Raw genomic sequence first — 26,459 nt, forward strand, 5'->3', positions numbered from 1 at the left:
GGTTCTTCACCTCCAGGTAGTGAGAATGCGGAGCCAGGCGGCCAGCAGGCGGCCGCGACGCGGGCGGACGGCGCGGCGCAGGACGTCATGGCCCGCCCGGTCGAGCGCGGCGACGGTGGCCAGGCCGCCGGCGACGTATCCGGCGACCGCCGGCCGGGCGTATCCGGACAGCGAGGCGACGAGCGGGCGTCCCTCGCGCAGCATCTCCGCGGCTCGCACGGCCTGCAGGGCCACGACGCGGCGCAACCTCCCCGGAGTGGCGCGGGAGGACAGGTCGGCCTCGACGCACCCGAACCGGCGCAGATCCCGCGCGGGCAGGTAGATCCGGCCGCGCGCGTGGTCCTCGCCGACGTCCTGGCAGTGTTCGAGGATCTGCAACGCGGAGCAGACGCGATCGGACCAGGCCAGCCGCGGCGGATCCGCCGAGGCGAACACGTGCAGGACGATGTGCCCGACGGGGTTCGCCGACAGCTCGCAGTAACCGAGAAGGTCGTCGAAGGTGTCATACCGGGTGACCGTCTGGTCGCGCCGGTTGGCCTCCAGCAGCCGGCGGAAGGGCTCGGCCGGAACCGCGCAGCTCTCCACCGTCCGGGTGAGCGCGCGGACCACGGGCAGGCGCGGTCCCGATCCCTCGTAGAGGCGGTCCAGGTCCGTCTCGACGTCGTCGAGCAGCCGCAACCGGTCGCCCGGCTCCCCCTCGTCGCCCAGGTCATCGACGAAACGCGCGAACCCGTACACGGCTGCCAAATGGTTCCGGTAATGGACCGGCAGCATTCTCAGTGCTACTGGAAAGTTCTCCCGGCCGGCTTTCGACATGAAATCGTACGTACCGGTCCCGCGCGACGCCATTGCCAACGAATGCCCGCCGCGCGCTGCCCAAAACGAGCCGAAGTAACTTGTCCGGGCACTTATTAAGCCGCCACGATCCCCGTTTTACTTTTTCAGCGGAAGTCCACGGAGAAGCTCCGGTCAATCAAAATCTGGGAAACTCTGGTTTCGCCGTTCCAGGCATCGGACACACAAATATCCGCACTTATATCGAGGATGGCCGCTGTGTCCTGCCTGTCACGACATCCGCACGTCACCGCGCCCGCTGCCGACCTCGTGGTCGCGCAGCGGCCCGACCCGCAGCCCCGCCCGGCGGCACTGGCCGACCACCTCGGGCAGCGCGCCGAGCGCCGAACGCCAGCAGCCGGCGGCGGACGTGTGATCGGTGTCGTGCAGCACGACGGTCGCGCCGCCCCCCAGCCCCGGGCGCAGTCGCGCCATGACGGACTCCGGCGTGGCCGAAGCCGTCCAGTCCTGGCCCGACACGGTGCACAGCACCGGGCGGAGCCGGTGCAGCCGGGTCGCGACCAGCGCCTCGGCGCTGAGCACCCCGTACGGCGGCCGGTACCAGACGGGCCGGACCCCGGTGAACGACCGGACGAGATCGGCTGTCCGGCCCATCTCCGAGGTGACCGCTCCGGGACGGGTGACGAGGGCGTTGGTGTGCCGCCAGCCGTGCACCGCCATCTCGTGCCCCTCGGCCACGATCCGTCGCCCCACCTCAGGATGGCGTTCGAGCATCTCCCCGAGGACGAAGAACGTGGCCCGGCAGCCGAGCCGGCCGAGTTCGTCCAGGAAGAACGGCGTGGAACCCGGATCGGGACCGTCGTCGAAGGTCAGCGCGACATGGTCGTCGCGGCCCGCGCCCGCCAGCCGGGGCAGCCGGCGCCGCGCCGTGGCCAGCCAGGTGGCGCCCGGACCGACGTGGACGAACGCCAGCCCCGCCAGCGCCAGCGGCAGCGCGGCCCGCTTGATCATCTCGTCCCCCCGCGGGCCGGACGATGAGCGCCGAGGGCAGGCGTCTGCTGATCATCAGCGCCGCCATGGGCGCCGGGCACGACGCCGTGGCGGCGGAACTGGCCCGCCGCCTCACTTCCCTGGGCGCCGACGTGCAGGTCGTCGACGTGCTTCATCTGCTCCCCCTCCGCCTGGGCCGCCTGTTGCGCGGGTCGTACCGCTGGATGATCAGGCGTGCTCCGTGGCTGTACGAGGTCATCTACCGGGTATTCTTCGCGGCCAAACGCGCCCCCTCGGTCTCCCCGCTGACGGCGCTCGCCGGGGTTCGGCTGCTGCGCCTGGTCTCGCACCGCCCACCGGACGAGGTGATCTCGACCTTCCATGTCGCGGCCCAGGTGACCGGGACGCTGCGGCGGCGTGGCCGGCTTCCGGCGACGAGCACCGTGCTCGTGACCGACTTCGCCGTGCACCGGCTGTGGCTGCATCCGGGCAACGACCGGTATCTGTGCCCGAACCCGGCGACGATCCCGCGCATCGCCGCGCTGACGGGCCGGCCCGCGTCCGTGCACGCCCCGGTCGTCCGGCCCGCGTTCCTCGACCGTACGCGGCCGGCGGCCGGCGACGTCCGGGCCCGCATCGGCGCCGCGCCCGGCGACCGGCTGGTGCTCATCTCCTCGGGATCGTGGGGAGTGGGACACGTCGCGGAGACCGCCCGGATCGTGGCGCGTTCCGGCCGGTACGTGCCGGTCATCCTGTGCGGGCGCGACGCCGGGCTGCGCCGCCGCCTCGCCGGCGCCCACGGAGGGCTGGCCCTCGGCTGGCAGGAGGACATGCCCGCGCTCATGTCGGCGGCCTACGCCCTGGTCGACAACGGTGCGGGGCTGACCTGCGAGGAGGCCTTCGCCGCGGGACTGCCCGTCATCTCCTACCGGCCCATCCCGGGACACGGGCTCGACGGCGCGCTGGCCATGGCCCGCGCGGAGGTGACGGTGCACGCGCCCGACGCCGCGTCTCTCGTACGCGCGCTCGATCAGTTGCGGGACGCGCGCCGGCGCGACCGCCTGCTCGCCCGGGCCTCGGCCCTCTTCGACGCCGCGCCGGCCGAGGCGGTGCTGCTACGTTGACGGCGAGTCCTTGAGCAAGGGCGTTCTCGCGAGCATCACGGTGCCGAGGAAGATCACACCGATGCCGGCCGCCTCAAGGACGATCCACGGCCCCGTGCGGACGTCCTCCCCGAACATCAGGGTGCCGTACAGGATGCCGGCGACGGGGTCGCTGATGGTCAGCGCCGGCTGCGCGACCACCAGCGGCCCGCTCCGGAACGTGAGCTGCAGGAGGAACAGGCTGCACAGCCCCGCGACCACCATCGCGTACGGCTGCCACGAGGTCACCAGAGACCCCGGATCGCTCTCCAGGATCATGGTGCTCTCCTTGATGAGCGCGGCGGTGAAGGCGAACCCGAAGCCCGTCGCCACCCCGAACAGCGCGGGCCGGCCACGGCCGCCGAAGAGGTACGCGACCGCGCAGAGTCCGAAGATCGCCCCGACCGTCGCGGTCGCCGCCAGGGCCCACACCTCCGTGCTGGGACGGTCGTGGCCGACGCCGGGCGCCGCGCTCAGCAGGAAGATCGCCAGCCCGCCGGTCATGGCCGCGACCGCGAGCCACGGCCGCCGCCCCACGTGCCCGCCCAGGATCAGCGGGATCAGGACCAGCGTGAACGGCAGCTCCGTGACGAGGACCGGCTGGACCAGCGCCAGGGGTCCGGTCGCCAGCGCCGCGGCCTGGAAGACGAAGCCGCCGATGAGCGCGGCGATCCCGGCCAGCCAGACCGGACGCCGGACCAGCGCCAGGACCTGCCGCGGCCCGAACTGCTCCTGCTGGGGCAGGGACAGCGCCGCCTGACGCTGGAGGTTGGAGGCAGCGGCGTTGGAGGCCGCGGCCAGCAGAGCCAGAACCACCGAGATCATCGACACCGCACAGTCAGCCGGGGAGGGGGTGACCGAGATCTTCCACATGTCCCCTGCCGGAAACGGCGTTTTACGATCTCCCGGCCTTGGTGTGGGAGTTCACGGAAGGCCCGTCAGCGGGCCGGAGTCCGGGGGCGGTTCCACCAGAGGGAGAGGGACAGGGCGGCGGTGATGAGGACGGCGCCGCCGGCGGCGAAGGCGGCGGCCGTGTCGACCCGCTGACGGACGACGGTGAAGGTGCCGGGGAGGGCGTCGAGGGCGCTCTGGAGCTGGTCGGCGTTCTCGGCGCGGTGGTAGGCGCCGCCGGTGGTCTCGGCGATCTCCTTGAGCGCGGGCTCGTCGATCAAGCGGACGTTCCGGCCGCCCCGGTCGAATCCGCCCCGGCCGCCCCAGCCACCGCCCCAGCCGCCGCCCCAGCCTCTGCCGTCGAACTGCGAGTTGTCGCAGACCATCGGGGCCGGGTTCGTGGTGCCGAAGCCGATGGGGAAGACGCGGACGCGGCGCAGGGCCGCTTCCCTGGCGGCGGTCTCGGGGTCGACGCCCTGGGTGTTGGCCCCGTCGGTGAGGACGACGATCGCGGCGCCGGCGTAGCCTTCCCCGGCACCGCCCGGGTCGGCCCCGGTGGGGGCCACCGACGGGTCGACCTCGGCGATCGCGTCGATCGAGGTGAGCACGGCCTGCCCGATGGCGGTGCCGCGGGCCACGGTGAGTCCGTCCAGCGCCTCGATCAGCGCGTCGGTGTCGTCGGTGGGCGGGACGAGCAGGCCCGCGGTGCCGGCGAAGGTGACCAGGCCGATGCGCGGGCCGCCGCGCTGCGACTCGATGAACTCCGCCGCGGCTTTCCTCGCGGCGGTGATGCGGTTGGGGTCCACGTCCGTGGAGCACATGGAGCCGGAGGTGTCGAGCGCGAGCAGGATCGTCGCCGACGTCTGAGGCACCGGCACCGACGCCTGCGGCCGCGCCGCCCCGACGACCAGCAGCACGAGCCCGGCCACGAGCAGCGCCGGGGGGATCTTGCGGGTCCAGCGGGTGCGGCCGGGCAGGGCGGTGCGTACGAGCGCGATCGAGGTCACGCGCACGGCGGCGCGCCGGCGGCGGCGCAGCGCCCACCAGCGGACGGCGAAGATCAGCGGGATGACCATGACTGACAGGAGCGCCCACGGCCACGACAACGTCATTCAGATCACCCGTCCAGACCGGAGCACGGTGAGCGCCGCTCCTGCGGTGAGCAGCGCGAGGGCGAGCCCGATCAGGCCGCCGGCGAGGGGCAGCGGCTCGTCGGAGACGGTGAGCCGCAGGTCGATCGTGTCGGCGACGCCGTCGAGCCGCGCGGCGTCGGAGGCGGGGTGGTAGGCGCCGCCGGTGGTCCGCGCGATCGCGGTGAGGGTGTCCTCTTCGAGCGAGCTCTGCAGGTGGAAGCCGTCGACCTTCACCGTCGCCCCGGCCGCGGTGCCGATCCCGACGGTGTGGACCTGGACGCCCGCCTTCTGGGCCACGGCCGCGGCCTGTTCCAGGTCGCCGCCCCGGTGCTGGCCGTCGGAGAACATCACGATCGTGGCCGACGGCCAGTAGCCGATGTCGGGCGCGGCGCCGTCGCGGCCGACCGCCACCTGCTTGCCGGTGATCGCCGAGAGCGAGGCGGTGATGGCCGTCCCGAGCGAGGTGCCGCCGGTGACCTTCAGCCGGTCGATGGCCTTGAGCGCGATGGAGTGGTCGGCGTCGGGCCGCGCCGTGGTGAGGGCGCCCCGCTCGAACGCGACCACGCCGATGTCGACGCTGTCGGGCTGGGCCGCCACGAACGCGCGGGCCGCCCGCTGCGCGGCCGCCAGCCGGGTGGGCGCGACGTCATCGGCGCTCATGCTGTTGGAGACGTCGATGGCGAGGATGACGGTGCCGGCGGTCCGCGGCACCGGCACCATGGCCGCCGGTCCCGCGGTGGCGATCGCGAGCACCCCGACGCCGGCGATCGTCAGACCGGCTCCGAGGTACGTCCCGCGCCCGCCCCGCGCGACGACCCCGGCCGCGGCGAGTGCCGCCGTCCGGCGGCGCGCCGAGACGACGGCCGCCCAGGCGAGCGCCACGGTGACGACCAGCCCGAGGACCAGCAGCAGCGGCGACGACAGGGTCATGGCGACCGGTCCCGGGTGCGGGCGACGACCTCGACGAGCGCCTCGGCCAGGTCGCGGTCGGTGTCGACGCGGTGGACGGGCACCCCGGCGCGGCGCATGCCCGCCGCGAGCCGGGCGTCGCGGTCGTCGACGGCCTGGCGGAACCGTACCCGGAGCAGCGGGTCGGCGGAGTCGACGACGAGTTGCTCGCCGGTCTCGGCGTCCTCGACGACGATCAGCCCGGCTTCCGGCAGCACGTCGTCGGCGGTGTCCGCGATCCGCAGGGCGACCACCTCGTGCCGCCGGGCCAGGCGCTGGAGCGAGCGTTCCCAGTCGCCGTCGCCGATGAAGTCCGACAGCACGACGACGAGCGCCCGGCGGCGGGCCAGCCGTCCGGCCGCGTCCAGCATCTCCGCCAGGTCGGTGGTGGCGCCGCCGCGGGCCTGACCGGTGCGGGCCAGTTCGGCGCCGATCCGCAGCGTGTGCCGCCGGGAGGTGCCGGGCGGCACGACACGCAGCACCCCGGTGTCGAACAGCAGGGCGCCGACGCGGTTGCCGCCCCGGCCGAACAGCCGGGCCAGGACGAGCGCGAGCTCGGCCAGCACGTCGTGCTTGCCGCGCCCCGGCCGGCCGGCCGCCATCGACGCCGACCGGTCGAGCACCAGCCAGACCGTCAGCTCGCGGTCCTCGGTGAACACCCGCAGGTGCGGCTCGTCCAGCCGCGCGGTCACGTTCCAGTCGATGTGCCGGGCGTCGTCGCCTTCTCCGTACGGGCGCAGGCCGGTGAAGTCGATCCCGGAGCCGCGGTGCGCGGTGCTGTGGGCGCCCTGGAGCCGGCCGTCGAGCCTGCGGACGACCTTCCACTCCAGGCGGAGCAGGAGCTTCTCGGGGGCGGTGGCCATCAGCGGTTCTGCAGGACGACGTCGGGCGTCCAGACGGCCCCGAGCACCCTGGTGATGATCGTGTCGGCGTCGACGTCGTCCGCGAGCGCCTCGTAGGACAGCACGAGGCGGTGGCGGAGCACGTCGAGCGCGAGCTCGGTCAGGTCGTGCGGCAGGACGTAGTCGCGGCCGCGCAGGAACGCCAGCGCGCGGGCGCCCGTGACCAGCGCGATGGACGCCCGCGGGCTCGCCCCGTGGGTGACGTACGGTTCCAGCTCGCCGAGCCCGGCCGTCGCGGGGGAACGCGTCACGGCGACCAGCCGTACCGCGTAGTCGACGATCGCCGGGTCGACGTAGACCTGCTGGGCGCGGGCGCGCATGGCCATCAGGTCCTCGGCCGTGACCATGGGCTGCGGCGGCTGGGGCGGGCGCAGCGCCCGGCTGACGATCGCCTGCTCCTCGGCCTGGGTCGGATAGTCGACGACCACCTTCATCATGAACCGGTCGACCTGCGCCTCGGGCAGCGGGTAGGTGCCCTCCGACTCGATCGGGTTCTCCGTCGCCATGACCAGGAACGGCTCGGGCACCCGGAACGTCTCGCGGCCGATCGTCACCTGGTGCTCCTGCATCACCTCCAGCAGGGCGCTCTGCACCTTGGCCGGGGCGCGGTTGATCTCGTCGGCCAGCAGCAGGTTCGCGAACACCGGGCCGAGCTCGGTCCGGAACTCGCCGGAGTGCTGGTGGTAGACCCGCGTGCCCACGAGGTCGGCGGGCACCAGGTCGGGGGTGAACTGGACGCGCTGGAAGCTTCCGGCGATCGCGGCGGCCAGCGACCGCACCGCGAGCGTCTTGGCCAGGCCGGGCACGCCCTCGACGAGCAGGTGCCCGTCGGCGACCAGCGCCACGGCCATCCGCTCCAGCAGCACGTCCTGCCCGACGATGGTGCGTTTGACCTCGAACAGCACCTGTTCGAGCGGGTGGGCCGGGTCGGGGGAAGAGGTCATCGCATTCCTTCGGTCAGATCTGGGGTCCGTCGCCCGGCGGGCCGTCGCCTTCGTCACCGCCCAGGGCGGCGCCGATCGGCACCGCGAACGCGATGCCGGCGAACGCCTCGTCGCCTCCCGGGTCGGCGATCGAGACGACGATGCCGATGACCAGGCCGCGGGCGTCCAGGAGGGGGCCGCCGGAGCTGCCCGGGTTGACGGAGGCGTCGAACTGGATGAGCCCTCTCAGGCCGCCCTTGTCGGTGCTGCGGTTCAGGCCCGACACCACGCCGGTGGAGACACTGTGGGCCAGGCCCAGCGGGTTGCCGATCGCCACGACGGGCGCGCCCACGGCCGCGGCGCCGCCGAGCGTCGCCGGGACGACGATCTCCGGCAGCTTCGCGGGCTTGAGCATCGCGATGTCGAGCTTGGGGTCGGACGACACGACGGCGGCCTTCGCCCTGGTGCCGTCGGCGAACGTCAGGGTGACGTCCTTCGCGTCCTCGACGACGTGGTGCGCCGTCAGGATCGTGCCGTCCTCGGCCGCGATCACCCCGGTGCCGAGCGACTTCCCGGCGCGGATGACCACCACCGACGGGCCGACCCTGTCGAAGACCTCGGGCACCGTGAGGGTCGCGCTGGGGGTCGGCGTCGCGCTCGGCGCGGGCGCGGCTTCCTCGCCGTTCCCGCCGCTGCTTCCCAGCCAGTACGCCAGCACGGCCACGACGACGAGTGCCACTCCCCCGACGACGAACCACCGAGCCCTACCGGCCATGGCTCCCTGAGTTCCCTGAGCCTCGGCCGCACCCGTCTTCTGCGGCACGTGCTCCATCGCCCCATCGTCATAAATTTCAGGCGAAAGTGCTACAAACTCCGCCTGAGAACTCCATGAGAACCGAGCGAGTCCCATCAGGCATCGATCCGTGACGTACCGGCGCATCCAACGGAGTAGGACTTCCCTGGAGAATCCGGAGATGACGGGATGACCAGATTCCTCGTCGCGCTCGCCGCCGTACTGACACTCACCGCCTGCGCTCCGCCGTCCCCCGACGTGGCGGCGCTCGACCACGAGTTCGCCCGGCGGTCCACCGTACGCGTGGACGTCGAGCTCACCGTCCGGGCCGACGACGCGCCCGCTGGACACACCTTCCGCCAGCGCGGCGTGCTGAAGCTCAGCCCGTCGGGAGCGGACGGTGCGGACCTCGTCCTGGAGTCGTCCCACGACGGGCCGCGGTCCCTGCACTCGATCCAGACCGGTGGCCACGTCTACTACGACCGGCCGCCCTGGTCACGGATGCCCCTCGTGGCCGACGAGGTCACCTGCGACGTGCCGTCCTACATCGGCTGCCTCGTGGACGTGCTCCGGCCCGGGGTCGCCGAGGCGCTGCTCGCCGCTTCCGTCTCGACGGCGCCGGACGGGGCGGGGACCGTACGGCACAGCGGTGTCATCACCGGCGATAGGCTCCATCAGGCCGCCGGGAAGAGACTTCTCTCCCTGCCCATGAGCGTGGTCCCGGCGGCCCTGTCCGGCGACGCGGAGCACTCCTGGTCGATGTGGATCGGCGCCGACGGGCTGCCGCGCCGCGTCCAGGCGTCCGGCCCGATGAGCTCGGTGGTGCCCGAACCGGTGAGCGGTCTCTTCATGACCGTGGACATCCGCTTCCACGACTGGGGCGGGTCCCGGACGATCAGCGCCCCGGCCGGCTACATCGACGTCGGGTGACCGTACGGCCGAAAACCGGTTGCCTCGCGTGATCATCGTCCGGGAATGTGGTGTCCATGATGCTTTGACGGACAACGCCCCCTGATCCCCCATCCTGTTCAGCGAAGAGAGCGTCTTGTCTCAGCAAACCTCGGCCACCGTCGCCGTGTTCGCCTCCCCCACGAGCTGGATCGAGTCCGACGCCCTCGACCAGTGTCACCAGGTGGCCGCGCTCGACGGCATGATCCACGTCGCCGCCATGCCTGACCTGCACCCGGGCAAGGGCGCCCCCATCGGCGCCGCCATGACGTCGGCCACGCTGTACCCGTTCCTGGTGGGCTCCGACATCGGCTGCGGCATCGCCGTGTTCCCCATCAGGCTCAGGCGCGCCGACCCGGCCAGGCTCGCCGCCCGGTTCCCCGACCTCGACCACGCACCGGACGCCGACGACCCGGCGTGGGACGTGGTGGAGGGCGACATCCCCGCCGGTCACGTCGAAGGGCTCGGCACGGTCGGCCGGGGCAACCACTTCGTCGAGCTGGCGCGCGTCGGGACCGTCTTCGAGCCGGACCACGCGAGCCGGCTCGGGCTGGCCGCCGGCGACCTGGTGCTCGTCGTCCACAGCGGCTCGCGCGGCCTGGGCGAACGGATCCTGCGCGCGCACACCGAGGTCCACGGCGCCGGCCCCGCCCCCGATCCCGCCGCCTACCTGGCGATGCACGACGACGCCGTACGGTGGGGCTCGCTCAACCGGCGGCTGATGGCCGCCCGGGTCGCCCACGCCCTGGGCACGGAGCCCGCCGAGCCGGTCGTCGACCAGTGCCACAACCTGGTCGAGGTCCGCGACGGGGTCTACCTGCACCGCAAGGGGGCGGCGCCGGGCGACGGCCGCGACGTCCTCATCGCCGGCACCCGCGGCACCCCGTCCTATCTCGTGGCCGCCCACGCCGGGCCAGAAGCGAACCATTCCGTGGCGCACGGCGCGGGCCGCAAGATGTCGCGGGCGGACGCCCTGCGCCGGGGCCGGGCCAAGCACACGGTCGAGGAGCTGCGCCGCACCCCGGTGGGATCGCTGGTGGTGTGCGGCGACCGGCAACTGCTCTTCGAGGAGGCGCCGACGGCCTACAAACGCATCGAGCAGGTGATCGCCGACCTCGTGGAGCACGGCCTGGCCACGCCCGTGGCCACCACGGTCCCCCTGGTCACCTACAAGACAGCCGACATCGGAAGGGACCGGCGCCGTAAGAGAGGACGGTCGTGAGCGTCCACCTGCTCCTGTCGGCCGGGCGTGGCCCGCAGGAGTGCGCCTGGGCGCTGGCCCGGCTCCTGCACCGCCTGGAAGCCGACGCCGCCCGGCGGCGTCTGGAGACCCAGCGCGCCCAGGTCGTGCCCGGTGACCGGCCCGGCACGTACCGATCGGTCGTCGTCCGGATCACGGGAGCCGACGCGGAGACGTTCGCCGCCTCCTGGACCGGGACCCTGTGCTGGCAGGCCCCCAGCCCGTACCGGGCCCGCGCGGGCCGCAAGAACTGGTATGTCATCGCCCAGCCGTGTGAGGTCGAGGCCCCGTCCACCACCTTCGCCGAAGCGGACGTCGACGTCGTCGCCTGCCGCACCGGCGGGCCAGGCGGGCAGCACCGCAACAAGGCGAGCACCGCGGTGCGCGCGACCCACCGGCCCACGGGTCTCGTCGTGGTGGTCGACACCGAGCGGCTGTTCAGCCTCAACCGCCGCCTCGCCATGCGCCTGCTGCGCGAACGCATCGAGCGCGGCGACGAGGCCGCGGCGCGCGACCTCACCACCGCCCGCTGGCGCGTCCACGACGAGCTCGTCCGAGGCGACCCCACCCGGGTCGAACGCCCGTGACCGCCCAGCTCACCGGACCGGCGACGCCTGCCTCCCCGCGCGGCGCGGGCACGCCTTAGGATCAGGGCCATGGCCTTGACGGTGAGCGACGTCGACCGGTTCGAGGCCTCCAGGCCGCGTCTGGAGGCCATCGCCTACCGCCTGCTCGGCTCCGCCGGTGAGGCCGAGGACGCCGTGCAGGAGACGTTCCTGCGCTGGCAGGCCGCCGACGCCGAGCACATCGAGGTGCTGGAGGCGTGGCTCACGAAGGTCCTCACCAACCTGTGCCTCAACCAGCTCACCTCCGCGCGGGCGCGCCGCGAGACCTACGTGGGCCGATGGCTGCCCGAGCCGCTGCTCGCCGGCGACCCGATGCTCGGCCCCGCCGACACCGCCGAGCAGCGCGAGTCGGTCTCGTACGCGGTGCTCGCCCTCATGGAGCGCCTGTCCCCCGGCGAGCGGGCGGTCTACGTGCTGCGGGAGGCGTTCGACTTCCCGCACCGGGAGATCGCCGAGATCCTCGACATCTCCGAGGCCGCCAGCCAGCAGACCTTCCACCGCGCCAAGAAGCACGTCGCGGCCGGCAAGGCGCGCGCCGAGGTCGACGAGGCCGCCGCCCGGCGGATCATCGAGGAGTTCCTGACGGCCGCCGCCACGGGCAAGACCGAGCCGCTCGTGCGCCTGCTCACCGAGGACGCCGTCTCGGTCGGCGACGGCGGCGGGAAGGTCCCGGCCCGGGTCAAGCCGTTCGAGGGCGCGGTCGCGGTCGCCAAGTTCGTCCGGGGGCTGGTCAGGCCCGCCGCGGCCAAGCGCGCGTTCACCGGCGGCGCGCCCGAGGTCTACGCCTGGACCGCCAACGGCGGCCCCGCCGTGGTGGCCGTCGTCGACGGCCGGGTCGTCGGCGTCATGTGCCTGAGGGTCACCGACGAGGGCATCGCCGAGCTCTACAACCAGGTCAACCCCGACAAGCTCGAACGGGCGACCGCGCGCTGGGCGGCATCCGATCACGGGGAACCCCTGTTCACCATTTTGTGAGGCGCTTCACACCGCGTTCCTGTCAGGAAACGGCGGGCTGTCCGGTTCAAAGGGCACATCCGCGTAAGACAGGAGCGAGGAAATGCAGCATCGCGTCATCGTCCTCGGCGCCGGCTACTCCGGGGCCATCGCCGCCGGCCGTCTCGCCAAGCGGCTCCATCGCGAGGACGTCGCCATCACTCTCGTCAACTCCGAGCCCGACTTCGTGGAGCGGATCCGCATGCACCAGCTGGCGGTGGGCCAGGACCTCAAGCCCCGGCCGTACAGCGAGATGTTCGCCGGCACCGGCGTCGAGGTGAGGATCGCGAACGTCACCGGCGTCGACGTCGACGGCAAGACCGTCACCGTCACCGGCCCGAAGGGCGCCGCGCAGCTCGCGTACGACACGCTCGTCTACGCCCTCGGCAGCGGCTGGAACCCGCAGGGCGTCCCGGGGACCGCCGAGCACGCCTATGAGATCGCCGGCCGCCCCGGGGCGCTCAGGCTGCGGGAGCGCCTGGCCCGTCTCGGCGCCGGGGAGAGGGTGGTGGTCGTCGGCGGCGGCCTCACCGGCCTGGAGGCCGCGACCGAGATCGCCGAGTCCCGCCCGGACCTCGACGTCGCCCTCGCCGCCGACGGCGGCCTCGGCGACGGGCTGTCGCCGAAGGGCCGTGCGCACCTGTGGAAGGTCTTCGGCAAGCTGGGGATCACCGTGTACGAGCACGCCGCCGTGACCCGCGTGGACGAGGACCGTGTGGCCACCGCCGACGGCAGGGACATCCCGGCCGCGGTCACCGTGTGGACGACCGGCTTCGCGGTCCACCCGATCGCGAAGGCGACCGCCCTGAAGGTCACCGGCACCGGCCAGATCGTGGTCGACGGGATGATGCGCTCGGTCTCGCACCCGGACGTGTACGCCGTCGGCGACGCGGCCTTGGCGATGGGCGCCGGGGACAAGCCGCTGCGGATGTCGTGCGCCTCGGGAGGGCCGATGGCATGGCAGGCGGCCGACGCCATCGCGGCGGGGCTGACCGGCGGGAAGCTCCCCAACGCGCCGCTCCGCTACTTCAACCAGTGCATCTCCCTGGGCCGCAAGGAGGGCCTGATCCAGTACGTCACCGCCGACGACCGCGCGAGGCGGGCGGCTCTGACCGGGCGGATCGCCGCCGTCTACAAGGAAGTGGTCTGCAAGGGCGCCGCCTGGAACGTCGCCAACCCGACATTCGGACTCCCGGTCCGCCGCCGCCGCGTCACCCCGGAGCGGGCCGCCAAGGCCTCGGCCGCCAGAGCGTCCGCCTAACGTGCGGCGACCTCCAGGCGGGGCGGCGCGCGAAGCGACGTCCGTGCGGGACGCACGAATCTCCCTGTCATCACCCCCGCACGAGGCAGCGTGCGGGGGTGATGACGCCGCGTGAGATGCTGCATCGGTGTCCACGACCGAGCAGGCCGAACCGGCCCCGCGCCGCCGGCGGGGCCGTCCCGGTTATGACCAGCCGGCGATACTCCGGGCCGCGATCGACCTGTTCAACCGGCGGGGGTACGACGCCACCAGCATGGGCGACCTGGCCAAGGAGCTGGGGCTGACCAAGCCGGCCATCTACCACCACGTCACGAGCAAGGAGCAGCTGCTCGGCCTGGCGCTCGACGACGCGCTCGACGAGCTGACCGCCGTCGTGACCGAGGCGTCGCGCGAGCGGGCCGGCGTCGGCGCCTACGAGCGGCTGCGCGAGGTGGTGCGGCGCAGCGTGGAGGTGCTGGTGGCGCACCAGCCGTCCGTGACGCTGCTGCTGCGGGTGCGCGGCAACAGCGAGGTCGAGCTGGCGGCGCTGGAGCGGCGGCGCTGGCTCGACGACCGGCTGGCCGCGCTCGTCGCCGAAGCCGCGGCGGAGGGCGCGCTGCGCGACAACGTGCCGCCGGCGCTGGTGAGCCGGTTGCTGTTCGGGATGGTGAACTCGCTGGTCGAGTGGTATCGGCCGGACGGCGCCTACGACCCGGTGATGGTGGCCGACGCGATCACCACCGTCGCCTTCGACGGGCTGGCGAAGCACGAGGCCTGACGTCGTACGGGCTCAGGCGTCGTAGTCGACGGTCACCTGCTCGCCCGCCGGGAACGTCTGGCAGGTCAGCACGAATCCGGCCGCGACCTCGTACGGTTCGAGCGCGTAGTTGCGGCGCATGTCCACCTCGCCCGCGCGCACGACGGCGCGGCAGGTGCCGCAGACGCCGCCCTTGCAGGCGAACGGCAGGTCGCCGCGGGCGGCCTGGGCGCTGTCCAGGAGGGTCGTCTCCCGGGAGACGGTCGAGGTGGTGCGGCGGCCGTCGAGCACGGTGGTCAGCTCGGTGGTCGCGCCTGACGGGATCCCGTCGCCGGTCCGCCTCGGCGCGGGCGGCGGGGCGTCGGCGTAGAACAACTCGACGTGCACGCGTTCCGCGGGGACGCCCAGCTCGGCGAGCACCGGGCGCGCTTCCTCGATCATGCGCAGCGGCCCGCACAGCCAGACGTGGTCGAACACCTCGACGGGGACGAGACCGCTGAGCAGGCGGCGCAGCCGGTCGCCGTCGAGCCGCCCGGACAGCAGCTCGACCTCGCGCGGCTCGCGGGAGAACGTGTGCACGACCTGGAGGCGGGGGCCGTAGCGGTTCTTCAGGTCGCCGAGCTCCTCGGCGAACATGACGGTGCGGCTGGTGCGGTTGCCGTACAGGAGCGAGACGTGGGCCCCCGGGTGGGTGAGCACGGTCGAGGCGACCGACAGCATCGGGGTGATGCCGGAGCCGGCGGCGACGCACAGGTGCCGCTCGCCCGGGTCCGGGTCGGCCCGCCAGGAGCCGGTGGGCGGCTGGACCTCGATGGCGGTGCCCGGCCCCACCTCGCGGACGAGCCAGGAGGAGAACAGGCCGCCGGGGATCTCGCGGACGCCGATGCGCGGGGCGGCGCCGGCGGGGGCGCAGATCGAGTACGAGCGGCGGTGCTCGTGCCCGTCGATGACGCGGCGCAGGGTGAGCGACTGCCCGGCCCGGAAGGCGTACGCGGCGCGCAGCTCGTCGGGGACGGCGAACGTGATGGCGGTGGCGTCCTCGCACAGCCGGTCCACCGCCGACACGGTCAGCGGGTGGAAGACGGCGGCCCTGGACGGCGCGGGCGCGAGCGTGGTCATGGTCAGATCTCCTTGACGTGCTCGAACGGTTCGAGGCAGCCGGTGCAGCGGTAGAGGGCCTTGCAGGCGGTGGCGCCGAACTCGGAGGTGAGCCGGGTGGCCGCCGACCCGCAGCGCGGGCACGGTGGGACCGACCGGGGCGGGCCGAGCGTCAGCGGGACCGGCCCGGTGCGGCGGGGGGCGGGGCCGGGCGCGGACAGCCCCGCCGCGCGCAGGGCCGCCCTGCCGCGTTCGGAGATCCAGTCGCTGGACCACGGCGGGTCCAGCACGACCCACACCTCGACGCGGGCGAACCCGGCGTCGTTGAGCCGGTGCACGAGGTCGTCGCGCATGGTCGCCATGGCCGGGCAGCCGGTGTACGTCGGCGTGATGGACGCGATCACGACCTCGCCGCCTTCCGCGTCCCGCACCACCTCGACACCGCGCAGCACCCCGAGGTCGGCGAGCGTGAGCATCGGCATCTCGGGATCACGCACCCGCCCCGCCACCTCGACAGCCCGCCGCGCGGACGCCGTTCCCCCGGTCGCGGGCCGTCGGGTGGTCACCAGCGCCCCATGGGGTGGGCGCGGGCGACCACCTGCATCTCGGCGAGCAGGAGGCTGAGGGCCTCGGTGTGGAGGCCGTCGCGGCCGGTGCGGCCGCCGACGCCGGCCAGGGGCGCCCGTTCTGGACGGTCGAGGCCGGCTGCGGTGAGGACCTGGCCGAGGACGGCGTCCACCGGATCGCGCAGCGACGCCGGATCGACGCCGACCCCGGCCAGCGCCAGGGAGTGTTCGAGCGGGTGCGGGGCGACCAGTTCGGCCTGCAGCAGCCACAGCGCGTCGAGGGCGGCGAGGAGCCTGCGGCGCGACTCCTCGGTGCCGCGTGCCAGCGTGACGAACCAGCGCCCGGCCCAGTCGCGGTGGTAGGCGACCTCCTTGACGCCCTTGGCCGCGACGGCGGCGAGCACGTGGTCGCGGCTGACGCACAGCCGCTCCAGCAGCGCGAGCCGGGCCGTCGAGAACATCAGCAGGCGGACGACGACGTGCGCGAAGTCCCCGTTGGCCACCTCGGCCAGGCGCACGTTGCGGAAGTCGCGGTCGTCGCGGAAGAAGGCGAGCGCGTCCTCCGGCGGCACCGGCGACCCCTCGGGCAGGCCGGGCACGACGCGCGGGTCCGCGGCGGCCGCCCGCGCCAGCAGCAGGCGCGCCTGCCCGAGGAGGTCGAGGGCCATGTTCGCCAGCGCGATGTCCTCTTCGAGGTCGGGGGCGCGGCTGCACCACTCCGACAGGCGCTGCGACATGATCAGGGCGTCGTCGCCGAGCATGAGACAGTACGCGGCCAGCTCGGCGGGGTCGACACCGTCGGGCGTGGTGGTGTCGACGCCGGCCAGCGGGTCCTCGAAGTCGGTGCCGAAGGCCCACTGGGAGGAGTCGCCGCCGAGCAGGCCGTCGAAGATGCTGCCGTGGTCGTCGTTCATCCTGCCCTCACATGTGCGGGACGTCGTCGGGGATCTCGTAGAACGTCGGGTGCCGGTAGACCTTGTCGCCGCTGGGCGCGAACAGCGGGTCCTTCTCGTCCGGGCTGGAGGCGGTGATGGCGTCGGCGCGCACCACCCAGATGCTGACGCCCTCGTTGCGCCGGGTGTAGACGTCGCGGGCGTGCCGCAGGGCCATCGCGTCGTCGGGGGCGTGCAGCGATCCGACGTGCACGTGGTTGAGTCCGCGCTTGCCCCGGACGAACACCTCGTAGAGCGGCCATTCCCGCCGGTCGCCGCTCATCGGGCGCCCTCCCGTTCCGCGAACGCGGTCGCCGCCTCGCGCACCCAGGCGCCGTCGTCGTGCGCCGCCCTGCGGTGGGCCAGCCGCTGCGCGTTGCACGGCCCGTCGCCGCGGATGACGGCGGCGAGCTCCCGCCAGTCGGGCTCGCCGAAGTCGTAGTGGCCGCGTTCCTCGTTCCAGCGCAGGCCGGGGTCGGGCAGCGTCACGCCGAGCGCGTCGGCCTGCGGGACGGTCATGTCGACGAACTTCTGGCGCAGCTCGTCGTTGGAGTTGCGCTTGATGCCCCACGCCATCGACCGCTCGCTGTTGGGCGAGTTCGCGTCCGGCGGGCCGAACATCATCAGCGACGGCCACCAGAACCGGTCGACCGACTCCTGCACCATGGCCCGCTGCTCGTCGGTGCCGCGCATCATCGTCATCAGCAGTTCGTAGCCCTGCCGCTGGTGGAAGGACTCCTCCTTGCAGATGCGGATCATCGCGCGGCCGTAGGGCCCGTAGGAGGTGCGGCAGAGCGGCACCTGGTTGCAGATCGCGGCCCCGTCGACCAGCCAGCCGATGGTGCCGACGTCGGCGTACGAGAGGGTCGGGTAGTTGAAGATCGAGGAGTACTTCTGGCGTCCGCTGAGCAGCAGGCCGGTCAGCTCGGCGCGGGACACGCCGAGGGTCTCGCACGCCGAGTACAGGTAGAGCCCGTGCCCGGCCTCGTCCTGCACCTTGGCCAGCAGGATCGCCTTGCGGCGCAGGGAGGGCGCGCGGCCGATCCAGTTGCCTTCCGGCTGCATGCCGATGATCTCGGAGTGGGCGTGCTGGGCGATCTGGCGGACGAGCGTCTTGCGGTAGGCGTCCGGCATCCAGTCGCGCGGTTCGATGCGGTCGCGGCGGGCGATGGTCGCGTCGAACCCGGCCTGCAGCCGGGCCTCCAGGTCCGGCTCCGCTGGGATGGTCGTCATCTTCCCTCCGGAACGGGCTCATTTACTTATCGCTCGGTCAGTAATAAGGTCGCACACGAGTGGGCATCGACGCAACGGGGCGCGAGAGGAGACAGGGTGAGCACGCTGCTGGAGAGCTACGCAGCCGGACGGTGGTTCCGCGCGGCCGACGACGGGGAGCCGCTGCTCGACGCGGCCACGGGCGAGGAGGTCGCGCGCCTCTCCAGCCGAGGGCTGGACATCGCCGCGATGGTCCGCCACGCCCGCGAGACCGGCGGCCCCGCGCTGCGGTCCCTGACCTTCCACGAGCGGGCCGCGCTGCTCAAGGCGCTGGCCAAGCACCTGTCGGAGCGCAAGGAAGAGCTGTACGCGCTATCGGTGCGTACCGGCGCCACCTCGCGCGACACCGCCGTGGACGTCGACGGCGGCATCGGCACCCTGTTCAGCTACGCGAGCAAGGGCGTACGGGAGCTGCCGAACGACACGGTCTTCCTGGACGGCGGCCTGGAGCGCCTGGGCAAGGGCGGCACGTTCGTCGGCCAGCACCTCTACACGTCCAGGCCGGGCGTGGCGCTGCAGATCAACGCCTTCAACTTCCCCGTCTGGGGCATGCTGGAGAAGCTGGCCCCGGCCTTCCTCGCCGGGCTGCCCTCGATCGTCAAGCCCGCCAGCCAGACCGCCTATCTGACCGAGCTCGCCGTCCGGCTGATCGTCGGCTCGGGCATCCTCCCCGAAGGCACTATCCAGCTCGTCGCGGGCAGCGCGGCCGGGCTGCTCGACGAGCTGACCGTGCAGGACTCGGTGGCCTTCACCGGCTCGGCGCACACCGCCGGGATCCTGCGCCGCCATCCGAACGTGCTCGACGGCGGCGTGCTGCTCGGCGTCGAGGCCGACTCGCTGAACTGCTCCGTCCTCGGCCCCGACGTGCGGCCGGACGACCCGGAGTTCGACCTGTTCGTCAAGGGCGTCGTCACCGAGATGACGGTCAAGGCGGGGCAGAAGTGCACGGCCATCCGCCGCGCGCTGGTGCCCTCGGCGATGGCGGACCAGGTGGTGGAGGCGCTGGCCGCGCGCCTTGCGCGGGTGACCGTGGGCGACCCGCGCAACCCGGACGTGCGGATGGGCGCGCTGGCCGGGCTCGGCCAGCGCGAGGAGGTGCGCAAGGCCGTCGAGGCGCTGCGCGCCGGCGCCGACGTCGTGGCCGGCGACCTCGCGGGCGGGCCTCTGCTCGACGGGGACGCGACGCGCGGCGCGTTCATGACCCCGCTCCTGCTGCGTGCCCGGCCCGGCGCCACCGAGCCGCACGAGGTGGAGCCGTTCGGGCCCGTCAGCACCGTGCTCACCTACGACACCCTGGACGAGGCCGTGGCCCTGGCGGCGCGGGGCCGGGGCAGCCTGGTCGCCTCCGTCGTCACCCACGACCCCGAGGTCGCCCGGTCCGTCGTGCTCGGGCTCGCGCCGTGGCACGGCCGGGTCCTCGTCCTCGACCGGGACGACGCCGCAGAGTCCACCGGTCACGGTTCGCCGCTGCCCGTGCTCGTCCACGGCGGCCCGGGGCGGGCCGGGGGCGGCGAGGAGCTGGGCGGGGTGCGCGGCGTGCTGCACCACATGCAGCGGACCGCCGTCCAGGCCTCCCCCGACCTGCTCACCGCCGTCACCGGGCGCTGGACGACCGGCGCGGCGCGCACCGACTCGGACGTACACCCGTTCCGCAAGTCGCTGGCCGAGCTGCGGATCGGCGACACGATCGCGTCGCCGCCGCGCACGGTCTCGCTCGACGACATCGAGCACTTCGCCGAGTTCACCGGCGACACCTTCTACGCGCACACCGACCCGGAGGCGGCCGCGCGCAACCCGTTGTTCGGCGGCATCGTCGCCCATGGATATCTGGTCGTCTCGCTGGCGGCCGGGCTGTTCGTGGACCCCGCGCCGGGTCCGGTCCTGGCGAACTTCGGCGTGGACGCGCTGCGCTTCCTCACGCCGGTCAAGGCGGGCGACGCCATCGCCGTGACGCTGACCGTCAAGCAGATCACGCCGCGCAGCGGGGCCGGCCACGGCGAGGTCCGCTGGGACGCCGTCGTGACCAACCAGGAAGGGCGCGCGGTCGCCACGTACGACGTCCTCACGCTGGTGGCCAAGACGTGGGACGAGAACGCGCCGTGAGCGACACCGGCGAGGGCTGGCCGGCACGTCCTGCCGCTCCGCTGGACGACGTGGACCGGGCGATCATCGCCGAGCTGCTGCGCGACGGGCGCATGTCGGTGCGGAACCTGGCCGAGCGCGTGCACATCTCGCGTGCCAGCGCCTACGCGCGCCTGGCCAGGCTCCTGGACGACGGCGTGATCACGGGTTTCACGGCCGAGCTCGCGCCGGCGAAGGCAGGGCTGGGCACCAGCGCGTACGTCTCGGTGGCCATCGAGCAGAACACCTGGCGGCAGGTGTCGGCGCGGTTGCGCGAGATCGCGTACGTGGAGCACATCGCCATGGTCGGCGGCGACTACGACCTGCTGGTGCTGGTCAGGACACCGGACAACGAGGCGCTGCGGCACATGGTGCTGGAGCGCATCCAGGACATCCCCGGCGTGCGCGCGACCAGGACGTGGCTGGTGTTCGACGAGGCCCGCGGCCGGGGCGCGGAGTGGTGAGCCAAACGTCCGGCTCACCCTCCGCAAGTAACCCGATTGGATCGACATTTGGCCCATACAAGCTCCATTTTTGGCCATTTGTCGCTGTTTGTACGTGATGTCTTGAGCAGGTGGCTCGCGCGGCACACGCTTCTCTTGTCAAACGTCCAGAGAAAGCGAGTGTCGCCATGTCCCATCACCAGGTGGCCGGCCTTCTCCCCGCGCCCGACCCGGTGCGCTTCGTCGCCGAGGACGGCACCGCCGTCGATCCGCCCGCCGGTTACCGGGCGCCCGCGGACGAACAGCTGGCCGAGGCCTACCGCCTGATGGTCCTGGGCCGCCGCTTCGACCGCCAGGCGACCGCGCTGACCAAGCAGGGCAGGCTCGCCGTCTACCCGTCCAGCCTGGGGCAGGAGGCCTGCCAGGTCGCCGGCGTGCTCGCGCTGGGCGCGGACGACTGGCTGTTCCCCACCTACCGCGACTGCGTGGCCCTGGTCGCGCGCGGCCTCGACCCGGTCGAGGTGCTCACCCTGCTGCGCGGCGACTGGCACTGCGGCTACGACCCCGCGGCCGCCCGCGTCGCGCCCCAGTGCACGCCGCTGGCCACCCAGACCGTGCACGCGGTCGGCATGGCCGAGGCGCTGCGCCGCAAGGGCGAGGACGCGGTCGTGATGGCCTTCGTGGGCGACGGCGGCACCAGCGAGGGCGACTTCCACGAAGCGCTCAACTTCGCGGGCGTGCTGCGCTCCCCGGTCGTGTTCTTCGTGCAGAACAACAAGTACGCGATCTCGGTGCCGCTGGCCAGGCAGACAGCGGCCCCCGCGCTCGCGTACAAGGGCGTCGGGTACGGCGTCCGCTCCGAGCAGGTGGACGGCAACGACCTGGTCGCGGTGCTGTCCGTGCTGACCGAGGCGGTGCGGCACGCCCGTGAGGGAGGCGGCCCGTTCCTGGTGGAGGCGCACACGTACCGCATGGACGCGCACACCAACGCCGACGACGCCACCCGCTACCGCGACGACGAGGAGGTCGAGCGGTGGGCGGCGGCCGACCCGCTGGCCCGGCTGGAGACCTACCTGCGCGAGCGGGGCCTGCTCGACGCGGCGGGCGTCACGGCGGCGCGCGAGGCGGCCGAGGAGTTCGCCGCCCGTGTCCGCGACGGCCTGAACGCCGACCCGGAGACGGACCCGTACGAGCTGTTCGACCACGTCTACGCCGACCCCACGCCGCAGTTGCGCGAGCAGCGCGAGCTGCTGGCGGCCGAGCTGACCGCACCGGAGGAGTGACATGACCGCGATGTCGATGGCGCAGGCGCTGAACGCCGCCCTGCGCGACGCGCTGCGTGCGGACGAGCGGGTGCTCGTCTTCGGCGAGGACGTCGGGCCCCTGGGCGGCGTGTTCCGCGTCACCGACGGGCTGACCAAGGAGTTCGGCGAGGAGCGGTGCTTCGACACGCCGCTGGCCGAGTCCGGCATCGTGGGCCTCGCGGTGGGCATGGCGATGGGCGGGTTCCGGCCGGTGGTGGAGATGCAGTTCGACGCCTTCGCCTATCCGGCGTTCGAGCAGATCGCCTCGCACGTGGCCAAGACGCGCAACCGCACCCGCGGCCGGGTGACGTTGCCGATGGTGATCCGCGTCCCGTTCGCGGGCGGCATCGGCGGCGTCGAGCACCACTGCGACTCCAGCGAGGCGTACTACGCCCACACGCCGGGGCTCAAGGTCGTCACGCCCGCGACGGTCGAGGACGCGTACTGGCTGCTGCGTGACGCCATCGCCGACCCCGACCCGGTGATCTTCATGGAGCCGAAGCGGCTGTACTGGTCCAAGGAGGCGTTCTCCCCCAGCGGGCGGCGGCGCGCGCCCGGGTTCGGGCAGGCCGTGGTCCGGCGCGAGGGCCGCGACGCGACGCTCGTGGCCTACGGGCCCGGCGTGCCGGTCGCTCTCCAGGCCGCCGAGGCGGCGGCCGCCGACGGGGTCTCGCTGGAGGTGGTCGACCTGCGGACGATCGTCCCGTTCGACGACGAGACCGTCACGTCCTCCGTACGGAAGACCGGGCGGTGTGTCGTGATCCAGGAGGCGCAGGGGTTCGCCGGGGTGGGCGCCGAGATCGCGGCCCGGGTGCAGGAGCGCTGCTTCCACTCGCTGGCCGCGCCCGTGCTGCGGGTCACGGGCTTCGACATCCCCTATCCGCCGCCGAAACTGGAGCACGCCCATCTGCCGGACGCCGACCGGGTCCTGGACGCGGTCGACCGGCTGCAGTTCGACGACCGGCCCGACGTGGTGCACCTGAGCAGGGAGGCGTCATGACCGCGGGGCAGGTGTTCCGGCTGCCCGACCTGGGCGAGGGGCTGACGGAGGCGGAGATCCTCGACTGGAAGGTGTCCGTCGGCGACACCGTCGAGATCGACCAGATCGTGGTGGAGGTCGAGACCGCCAAGGCTGCCGTCGAGGTCCCGGTCCCCTACGCGGGCACCGTCCTGGCCCTGCACGCCGAGCCCGGCGCCGTCCTGTCCGTGGGCGCGCCCCTCATCGAGGTCGCCGCCGAGAACCCGGCGGCGGCCCGCTACCGCGAAGAGGAACGCGCCGGCTCCGGCAACGTCCTCATCGGCTACGGCACCACCCCCACCCCACCCCGCCGTCGCCGCACCCGCCGTCCCACCACAAACGGCAACGCCACCACAGCCCCCCGCCCCACCGCAGACCTCACTACCACCACAAACCTCACCCCCGCCACAAATCTCCGTCCCGCCGCAGACCGGCGGCCTGCCACAGATCCCCGCCCGGCAGACCTCCGCCCCGCTGCGGAATCACGGCCTGTCACGGAGGTGCGGAGGCGGGAGGCGGCCGGGGGGATGGCGCCGCGGGTGATCTCGCCGTTGGTGCGGAGGATCGCGCGGGAACATGGGATCGATCTCGACGAGGTCACGCCCACGGGGCCGCGTGCGGTGATCCTGCGCCGCGACGTGGACCGAGCCATCACCGACCGCGCCCGCGCCACGGCGGGGAGGGCGCCGGTGGCCGACCGTTCCCAGACCACGGCGGGGAGAGGGACCGACCGTTCCCAGGACATGGTGGGTCAGGAGCGCGTGCCGCTGCGGGGGGTGCGGCGGGCTGTGGCGGAGAAGCTGAGCCGCAGCCGCGCCGAGATCCCCGACGCCACGACGTGGGTGGACGTGGACGCGACCGAGCTGCTCGCGGCCAGGGACGCGCTCCGGCGCGACCGCCCCGACCTCGGCATCGGCCTGCTGGCCCTGCTGGCCCGCATCTGCGTGGACGGCCTGCGCCGCTTCCCCGAGCTGAACTCCACGGTGGACGTCACCCGTTCCGAGATCGTCCGGTACGAACACGTCAACCTGGGATTCGCCGCCCAGACCGACCGCGGGCTCGTCGTCCCCGTGGTCCGCGGGGCGCACCGGATGACCACCGCCGAGCTGGCCGCGGAGCTGACCCGGCTCACCGGCCTGGCCCGCACGGGCAAGCTCCCGCCCGAGGCGCTGACCGGCGGCACGTTCACGCTCAACAACTACGGCGTCTTCGGCGTGGACGGCTCCACCCCCATCATCAACCACCCGGAGGCCGCTCTCCTGGGCGTCGGCCGCGTCATCGACCGCCCCTGGGTGCACGGCGGCGCGGTCGTCCCCCGCAAGATCACCCAGCTCTCCCTCACCTTCGACCACCGGGTCTGCGACGGCGGCGCGGCCGGCGGGTTCCTGCGCCACGTGGCCGACCTCGTGGAGAACCCGGCGATCCTGCTCGCCCACGTCTGAGCGTCAGGAACCGCCCGGCACCACCAGGCCGGACTCGTAGGCGATGACGACGAGCTGGGCCCTGTCGCGGGCGTGGAGCTTGGCCATCGCCCGGTTGACGTGGGTCTTGGCGGTCAGCGGGCTGATCGCCAGGCAGTCGGCGATCTGGTCGTTGGACAGGCCCTGCGCGACCAGGGCGACGCTCTCGCGTTCCCGGTTGGTCAGCTCTTCGAGCCCTCTGCCGGTGCCGAGGGTGATCGGCCGCGTGACGTACCTGTCGATGAGTTTCCTGGTGATCGACGGCGCGAGCAGCGCGTCGCCGCGGGCCGCGACCCGCACGGCGTGCAGGAGATCCTCGGGCACGATGTCCTTGACCAGGAACCCGGCCGCGCCGGCGCGCAGCGCGTCGAAGACGTACTCGTCCAGGCCGTAGTTGGTCAGGATGACGACGTGCACCCCGGCCAGCGCGGGGTCCGCGGCGATGCGCCGGGTCGTCTCGATGCCGTCGGCGACCGGCATCTGGACGTCGACGAGCGCGATGTCGGGCAGATGCTCCCTGGCCAGGGCCAGGCCCTCGACGCCGTCGCCTGCCTCCGCCACCACCTCGATGTCGTCCTCCAGGTCGAGGAGCGCGCGGAACCCGCTGCGGATGAGCGGCTGGTCGTCGACCAGCAGGACGCGGATCACGGCAACCGGTCCACGGGGAGTTCGGCCCGGACGGTGAAGCCGCCCTCGCCGCGCGGCTCCGCCCGCAGGCGTCCGCCGAGTGCGGTGACGCGTTCCCGCATCCCGAGCAGCCCCACGCCGGGCACCGGGACGGTGTCCTGGGTGGCCCTGCCGTCGTCGTCGACGCGTACTTCGAGCGTGTCCGGGCGGCAGTCGATCCGGACCGAGGCGGTCGCGGCGGCGGCGTGCCTGGCGACGTTGGTGAGCGACTCCTGGACGATCCGGTAGACGGTCCTGCTCACCGCGGCGGGCACGTCCTGCCGCCGCCCCTCGATCGTCAGGGTGGCGTCCAGGCCGATGGCGCGGGCCCGTTCCACCAGCTCCGGGACGTCGTCGAGCCCGCGCGGCGGGGTCGTGTCGTCGTCGCGCAGCGCCTGCAGGGTCGCGCGCAGCTCGCGGGCCGCCTCGCGCCCGGCCTCCTGGATCGCCAGCAGCGCCTCCGGCACCTGTTCGCCGCGCCTGCGGGCCACGTGCACGGCGACCTCGGCCTGCAGCTTGACGATCGAGATCTGGTGGGTGAGCGAATCGTGCAGCTCCCGCGCGATGCGCAGCCGCTCCTCGTCCGCGCGGCGCCGCGCGGTCTCCTCGCGGGTGCGCTCGGCCTCCTCCGCCCGCCGCTCGGCCTGCCGCAGCGCCTCGCCCGCCGCCCCGGCCGCGACCAGCCAGGCCAGCTCAAGGGCGCCCCGGGCCTGCGCGAACGCCTCGCCCAGGTCGTACGATCCCGAGGCCACGGCGGCGAGCGGCAGCGCGGCCAGCATGGTCACGCTCGCCACCACCGTGACGACGCGGTGCCCGGCCCGTACGGCGGCGTACACCGCGAACAGGAACGCGACGGCGGGCACGTCGAAACCGGCCGCCTGGTAACCCACCGCGCACAGCCCGGTGACGACCAGGACGGGGACCGGCGCCCGGCGGCGCACGGCCAGCGCCAGGCCGCCGGCGACCAGCGCCGCGTAGCCGGCGGGGTTCGCGGAGCCCTGCCCGGACAGCCCGGTGACCACCAGCGCCGCCGCCACGCAGCCGGCGATCGCCCAGTCGAGGGCACGGGACCGTCCTGTGCTCATGCGCGCACCATAGCCCGATGCCGTCGCGGGCGGATCCTGCGTACGGACGATCGCCGGGCTACCGCGTCCGCGGTACTTCCACGGATCCTGCGTCACCGGCGGCAGCGCGCATCGCCTCCCCTGGCCGGACGACCGGCGGCGGGTCCGGAGGACACCATCGGGACACGTCCAGT

At 73.3% G+C, this 26,459-nt stretch carries 27 protein-coding genes; 12 read left to right on the forward strand and 15 right to left on the reverse strand.

Annotated features, from left to right (window positions below; genetic code table 11):
* Positions 1 to 6: 6 nt before the first annotated feature.
* Positions 7 to 849 (reverse strand): squalene synthase HpnC, encoded by an 843-nt coding sequence (gene hpnC / locus KME79_RS21325; protein WP_219545942.1) that lies wholly within the window; start codon positions 847 to 849, stop codon positions 7 to 9.
* Positions 850 to 1,065: 216 nt separating this feature from the next.
* Positions 1,066 to 1,806 carry a polysaccharide deacetylase family protein gene (locus tag KME79_RS21330; protein ID WP_219545943.1) on the reverse strand — a complete coding sequence of 247 codons (741 nt, stop codon included), beginning with the start codon at positions 1,804 to 1,806 and terminating at the stop codon, positions 1,066 to 1,068.
* A gap of 23 nt (positions 1,807 to 1,829) precedes the next feature.
* Between KME79_RS21330 and KME79_RS21335 the strand changes: the two genes are divergently transcribed.
* Positions 1,830 to 2,909, forward strand: a complete 1,080-nt coding sequence (locus KME79_RS21335) for an MGDG synthase family glycosyltransferase (RefSeq protein WP_246640191.1) — start codon at positions 1,830 to 1,832, stop codon at positions 2,907 to 2,909.
* On the opposite strand, the gene KME79_RS21340 is transcribed toward KME79_RS21335, so the two are convergent.
* From KME79_RS21340 to KME79_RS21365, 6 genes are all read right to left on the reverse strand, one after another.
* Positions 2,901 to 3,752 carry a DMT family transporter gene (locus KME79_RS21340; RefSeq protein ID WP_219545944.1) on the reverse strand — a complete coding sequence of 284 codons (852 nt, stop codon included), beginning with the start codon at positions 3,750 to 3,752 and terminating at the stop codon, positions 2,901 to 2,903. The two genes, KME79_RS21335 and KME79_RS21340, sit on opposite strands and share 9 nt — an antisense overlap.
* 113 nt (positions 3,753 to 3,865) lie before the next feature.
* Complete coding sequence (locus KME79_RS21345; protein ID WP_219545945.1) at positions 3,866 to 4,930, reverse strand: vWA domain-containing protein; 1,065 nt, start codon at positions 4,928 to 4,930, stop codon at positions 3,866 to 3,868.
* Positions 4,931 to 5,881 carry a VWA domain-containing protein gene (locus tag KME79_RS21350; RefSeq protein WP_219545946.1) on the reverse strand — a complete coding sequence of 317 codons (951 nt, stop codon included), beginning with the start codon at positions 5,879 to 5,881 and terminating at the stop codon, positions 4,931 to 4,933.
* A complete protein-coding gene (locus KME79_RS21355; protein ID WP_219545947.1) occupies positions 5,878 to 6,762 on the reverse strand; it encodes a DUF58 domain-containing protein in 885 nt (294 codons plus the stop codon). The genes KME79_RS21350 and KME79_RS21355 overlap by 4 nt, the downstream gene beginning before the upstream one ends.
* Entirely contained in the window at positions 6,762 to 7,745 is a 984-nt protein-coding gene (locus KME79_RS21360) for an AAA family ATPase (RefSeq protein WP_246640192.1), read from the reverse strand. Before KME79_RS21360 ends, KME79_RS21355 begins: the two co-directional genes overlap by 1 nt.
* A gap of 13 nt (positions 7,746 to 7,758) precedes the next feature.
* The gene (locus tag KME79_RS21365) at positions 7,759 to 8,499 is read right to left on the reverse strand and encodes a S1C family serine protease (protein ID WP_246640193.1); all 741 of its coding nucleotides are present in this window, start codon (positions 8,497 to 8,499) and stop codon (positions 7,759 to 7,761) included.
* A 207-nt stretch (positions 8,500 to 8,706) separates the two neighbouring features.
* Between KME79_RS21365 and KME79_RS21370 the strand changes: the two genes are divergently transcribed.
* The 6 genes from KME79_RS21370 to KME79_RS21395 all read left to right on the forward strand — a co-directional run bounded on the left by KME79_RS21370 (position 8,707) and on the right by KME79_RS21395 (position 14,342).
* Positions 8,707 to 9,447, forward strand: coding sequence for a hypothetical protein (locus KME79_RS21370; protein WP_219545949.1), 741 nt, complete (start codon positions 8,707 to 8,709; stop codon positions 9,445 to 9,447).
* Between the two features lie 115 nt (positions 9,448 to 9,562).
* The gene (locus KME79_RS21375; RefSeq protein ID WP_246640194.1) at positions 9,563 to 10,687 is read left to right on the forward strand and encodes an RNA ligase RtcB family protein; all 1,125 of its coding nucleotides are present in this window, start codon (positions 9,563 to 9,565) and stop codon (positions 10,685 to 10,687) included.
* On the forward strand, positions 10,684 to 11,292 hold the full coding sequence (prfH, locus tag KME79_RS21380) for a peptide chain release factor H (RefSeq protein WP_219545950.1): 609 nt from the start codon (positions 10,684 to 10,686) through the stop codon (positions 11,290 to 11,292). Before KME79_RS21375 ends, prfH begins: the two co-directional genes overlap by 4 nt.
* Before the next feature lie 69 nt (positions 11,293 to 11,361).
* The gene (locus tag KME79_RS21385) at positions 11,362 to 12,306 is read left to right on the forward strand and encodes an RNA polymerase sigma-70 factor (RefSeq protein WP_148034984.1); all 945 of its coding nucleotides are present in this window, start codon (positions 11,362 to 11,364) and stop codon (positions 12,304 to 12,306) included.
* 82 nt (positions 12,307 to 12,388) lie between these two features.
* The gene (locus tag KME79_RS21390; protein ID WP_219545951.1) at positions 12,389 to 13,585 is read left to right on the forward strand and encodes an NAD(P)/FAD-dependent oxidoreductase; all 1,197 of its coding nucleotides are present in this window, start codon (positions 12,389 to 12,391) and stop codon (positions 13,583 to 13,585) included.
* A 127-nt stretch (positions 13,586 to 13,712) separates the two neighbouring features.
* Positions 13,713 to 14,342 carry a TetR/AcrR family transcriptional regulator gene (locus tag KME79_RS21395; protein WP_308248996.1) on the forward strand — a complete coding sequence of 210 codons (630 nt, stop codon included), beginning with the start codon at positions 13,713 to 13,715 and terminating at the stop codon, positions 14,340 to 14,342.
* 12 nt (positions 14,343 to 14,354) lie between these two features.
* Here KME79_RS21395 and paaE read toward each other — a convergent pair whose 3' ends face one another.
* From paaE to paaA, 5 genes are read right to left on the reverse strand one after another with little or no spacing between them, the layout of a single operon-like run.
* Positions 14,355 to 15,440 carry a 1,2-phenylacetyl-CoA epoxidase subunit PaaE gene (paaE, locus tag KME79_RS21400; RefSeq protein WP_219545952.1) on the reverse strand — a complete coding sequence of 362 codons (1,086 nt, stop codon included), beginning with the start codon at positions 15,438 to 15,440 and terminating at the stop codon, positions 14,355 to 14,357.
* A gap of 2 nt (positions 15,441 to 15,442) precedes the next feature.
* Entirely contained in the window at positions 15,443 to 15,988 is a 546-nt protein-coding gene (gene paaD, locus KME79_RS21405; RefSeq protein WP_372452452.1) for a 1,2-phenylacetyl-CoA epoxidase subunit PaaD, read from the reverse strand.
* Positions 15,982 to 16,899 (reverse strand): 1,2-phenylacetyl-CoA epoxidase subunit PaaC, encoded by a 918-nt coding sequence (gene paaC, locus KME79_RS21410; RefSeq protein WP_219545953.1) that lies wholly within the window; start codon positions 16,897 to 16,899, stop codon positions 15,982 to 15,984. The genes paaD and paaC overlap by 7 nt, the downstream gene beginning before the upstream one ends.
* A 7-nt stretch (positions 16,900 to 16,906) precedes the next feature.
* Positions 16,907 to 17,200, reverse strand: coding sequence for a 1,2-phenylacetyl-CoA epoxidase subunit PaaB (gene paaB, locus KME79_RS21415; protein WP_219545954.1), 294 nt, complete (start codon positions 17,198 to 17,200; stop codon positions 16,907 to 16,909).
* Positions 17,197 to 18,150, reverse strand: a complete 954-nt coding sequence (gene paaA, locus KME79_RS21420; protein WP_148034991.1) for a 1,2-phenylacetyl-CoA epoxidase subunit PaaA — start codon at positions 18,148 to 18,150, stop codon at positions 17,197 to 17,199. Before paaA ends, paaB begins: the two co-directional genes overlap by 4 nt.
* 96 nt (positions 18,151 to 18,246) lie before the next feature.
* Here paaA and paaZ point away from each other — a divergent pair, with 96 nt between their 5' ends.
* From paaZ to KME79_RS21445, 5 genes are all read left to right on the forward strand, one after another.
* Entirely contained in the window at positions 18,247 to 20,292 is a 2,046-nt protein-coding gene (gene paaZ / locus KME79_RS21425; RefSeq protein ID WP_219545955.1) for a phenylacetic acid degradation bifunctional protein PaaZ, read from the forward strand.
* Positions 20,289 to 20,774: an Lrp/AsnC family transcriptional regulator gene (locus KME79_RS21430; RefSeq protein ID WP_261808903.1), complete on the forward strand. Its 486-nt coding sequence runs from the start codon at positions 20,289 to 20,291 to the stop codon at positions 20,772 to 20,774. The genes paaZ and KME79_RS21430 overlap by 4 nt, the downstream gene beginning before the upstream one ends.
* 167 nt (positions 20,775 to 20,941) lie before the next feature.
* Complete coding sequence (gene pdhA / locus KME79_RS21435; RefSeq protein WP_219545956.1) at positions 20,942 to 22,036, forward strand: pyruvate dehydrogenase (acetyl-transferring) E1 component subunit alpha; 1,095 nt, start codon at positions 20,942 to 20,944, stop codon at positions 22,034 to 22,036.
* A gap of 1 nt (position 22,037) precedes the next feature.
* A complete protein-coding gene (locus tag KME79_RS21440; protein ID WP_219545957.1) occupies positions 22,038 to 23,057 on the forward strand; it encodes an alpha-ketoacid dehydrogenase subunit beta in 1,020 nt (339 codons plus the stop codon).
* Positions 23,054 to 24,517 carry a dihydrolipoamide acetyltransferase family protein gene (locus tag KME79_RS21445; protein ID WP_219545958.1) on the forward strand — a complete coding sequence of 488 codons (1,464 nt, stop codon included), beginning with the start codon at positions 23,054 to 23,056 and terminating at the stop codon, positions 24,515 to 24,517. The genes KME79_RS21440 and KME79_RS21445 overlap by 4 nt, the downstream gene beginning before the upstream one ends.
* A gap of 3 nt (positions 24,518 to 24,520) precedes the next feature.
* Here KME79_RS21445 and KME79_RS21450 read toward each other — a convergent pair whose 3' ends face one another.
* Both KME79_RS21450 and KME79_RS21455 read right to left on the reverse strand, forming a co-directional pair.
* Positions 24,521 to 25,183: a response regulator gene (locus KME79_RS21450; RefSeq protein WP_219545959.1), complete on the reverse strand. Its 663-nt coding sequence runs from the start codon at positions 25,181 to 25,183 to the stop codon at positions 24,521 to 24,523.
* Positions 25,180 to 26,286: a sensor histidine kinase gene (locus KME79_RS21455; protein ID WP_219545960.1), complete on the reverse strand. Its 1,107-nt coding sequence runs from the start codon at positions 26,284 to 26,286 to the stop codon at positions 25,180 to 25,182. The genes KME79_RS21450 and KME79_RS21455 overlap by 4 nt, the downstream gene beginning before the upstream one ends.
* Positions 26,287 to 26,459: the final 173 nt, after the last annotated feature.

Origin of the sequence: Nonomuraea harbinensis, assembly GCF_019396385.1 — a bacterium.
Lineage (GTDB): Bacteria > Actinomycetota > Actinomycetes > Streptosporangiales > Streptosporangiaceae > Nonomuraea > Nonomuraea ferruginea.

Bases quoted from the DNA above. Each gene is read 5' to 3' on its own strand.
- hpnC (WP_219545942.1), bottom strand. From the start codon at position 849: ATGGCGTCGCGCGGGACCGGTACGTACGATTTCATGTCGAAAGCCGGC.
- KME79_RS21330 (WP_219545943.1), bottom strand. From the start codon at position 1,806: ATGATCAAGCGGGCCGCGCTGCCGCTGGCGCTGGCGGGGCTGGCGTTC.
- KME79_RS21335 (WP_246640191.1), top strand. From the start codon at position 1,830: ATGAGCGCCGAGGGCAGGCGTCTGCTGATCATCAGCGCCGCCATGGGC.
- KME79_RS21340 (WP_219545944.1), bottom strand. From the start codon at position 3,752: ATGATCTCGGTGGTTCTGGCTCTGCTGGCCGCGGCCTCCAACGCCGCT.
- KME79_RS21345 (WP_219545945.1), bottom strand. From the start codon at position 4,930: ATGACGTTGTCGTGGCCGTGGGCGCTCCTGTCAGTCATGGTCATCCCG.
- KME79_RS21350 (WP_219545946.1), bottom strand. From the start codon at position 5,881: ATGACCCTGTCGTCGCCGCTGCTGCTGGTCCTCGGGCTGGTCGTCACC.
- KME79_RS21355 (WP_219545947.1), bottom strand. From the start codon at position 6,762: ATGGCCACCGCCCCCGAGAAGCTCCTGCTCCGCCTGGAGTGGAAGGTC.
- KME79_RS21360 (WP_246640192.1), bottom strand. From the start codon at position 7,745: ATGACCTCTTCCCCCGACCCGGCCCACCCGCTCGAACAGGTGCTGTTC.
- KME79_RS21365 (WP_246640193.1), bottom strand. From the start codon at position 8,499: ATGGCCGGTAGGGCTCGGTGGTTCGTCGTCGGGGGAGTGGCACTCGTC.
- KME79_RS21370 (WP_219545949.1), top strand. From the start codon at position 8,707: ATGACCAGATTCCTCGTCGCGCTCGCCGCCGTACTGACACTCACCGCC.
- KME79_RS21385 (WP_148034984.1), top strand. From the start codon at position 11,362: ATGGCCTTGACGGTGAGCGACGTCGACCGGTTCGAGGCCTCCAGGCCG.
- KME79_RS21390 (WP_219545951.1), top strand. From the start codon at position 12,389: ATGCAGCATCGCGTCATCGTCCTCGGCGCCGGCTACTCCGGGGCCATC.
- paaE (WP_219545952.1), bottom strand. From the start codon at position 15,440: ATGACCACGCTCGCGCCCGCGCCGTCCAGGGCCGCCGTCTTCCACCCG.
- paaC (WP_219545953.1), bottom strand. From the start codon at position 16,899: ATGAACGACGACCACGGCAGCATCTTCGACGGCCTGCTCGGCGGCGAC.
- paaB (WP_219545954.1), bottom strand. From the start codon at position 17,200: ATGAGCGGCGACCGGCGGGAATGGCCGCTCTACGAGGTGTTCGTCCGG.
- paaA (WP_148034991.1), bottom strand. From the start codon at position 18,150: ATGACGACCATCCCAGCGGAGCCGGACCTGGAGGCCCGGCTGCAGGCC.
- pdhA (WP_219545956.1), top strand. From the start codon at position 20,942: ATGTCCCATCACCAGGTGGCCGGCCTTCTCCCCGCGCCCGACCCGGTG.
- KME79_RS21440 (WP_219545957.1), top strand. From the start codon at position 22,038: ATGACCGCGATGTCGATGGCGCAGGCGCTGAACGCCGCCCTGCGCGAC.
- KME79_RS21445 (WP_219545958.1), top strand. From the start codon at position 23,054: ATGACCGCGGGGCAGGTGTTCCGGCTGCCCGACCTGGGCGAGGGGCTG.
- KME79_RS21455 (WP_219545960.1), bottom strand. From the start codon at position 26,286: ATGAGCACAGGACGGTCCCGTGCCCTCGACTGGGCGATCGCCGGCTGC.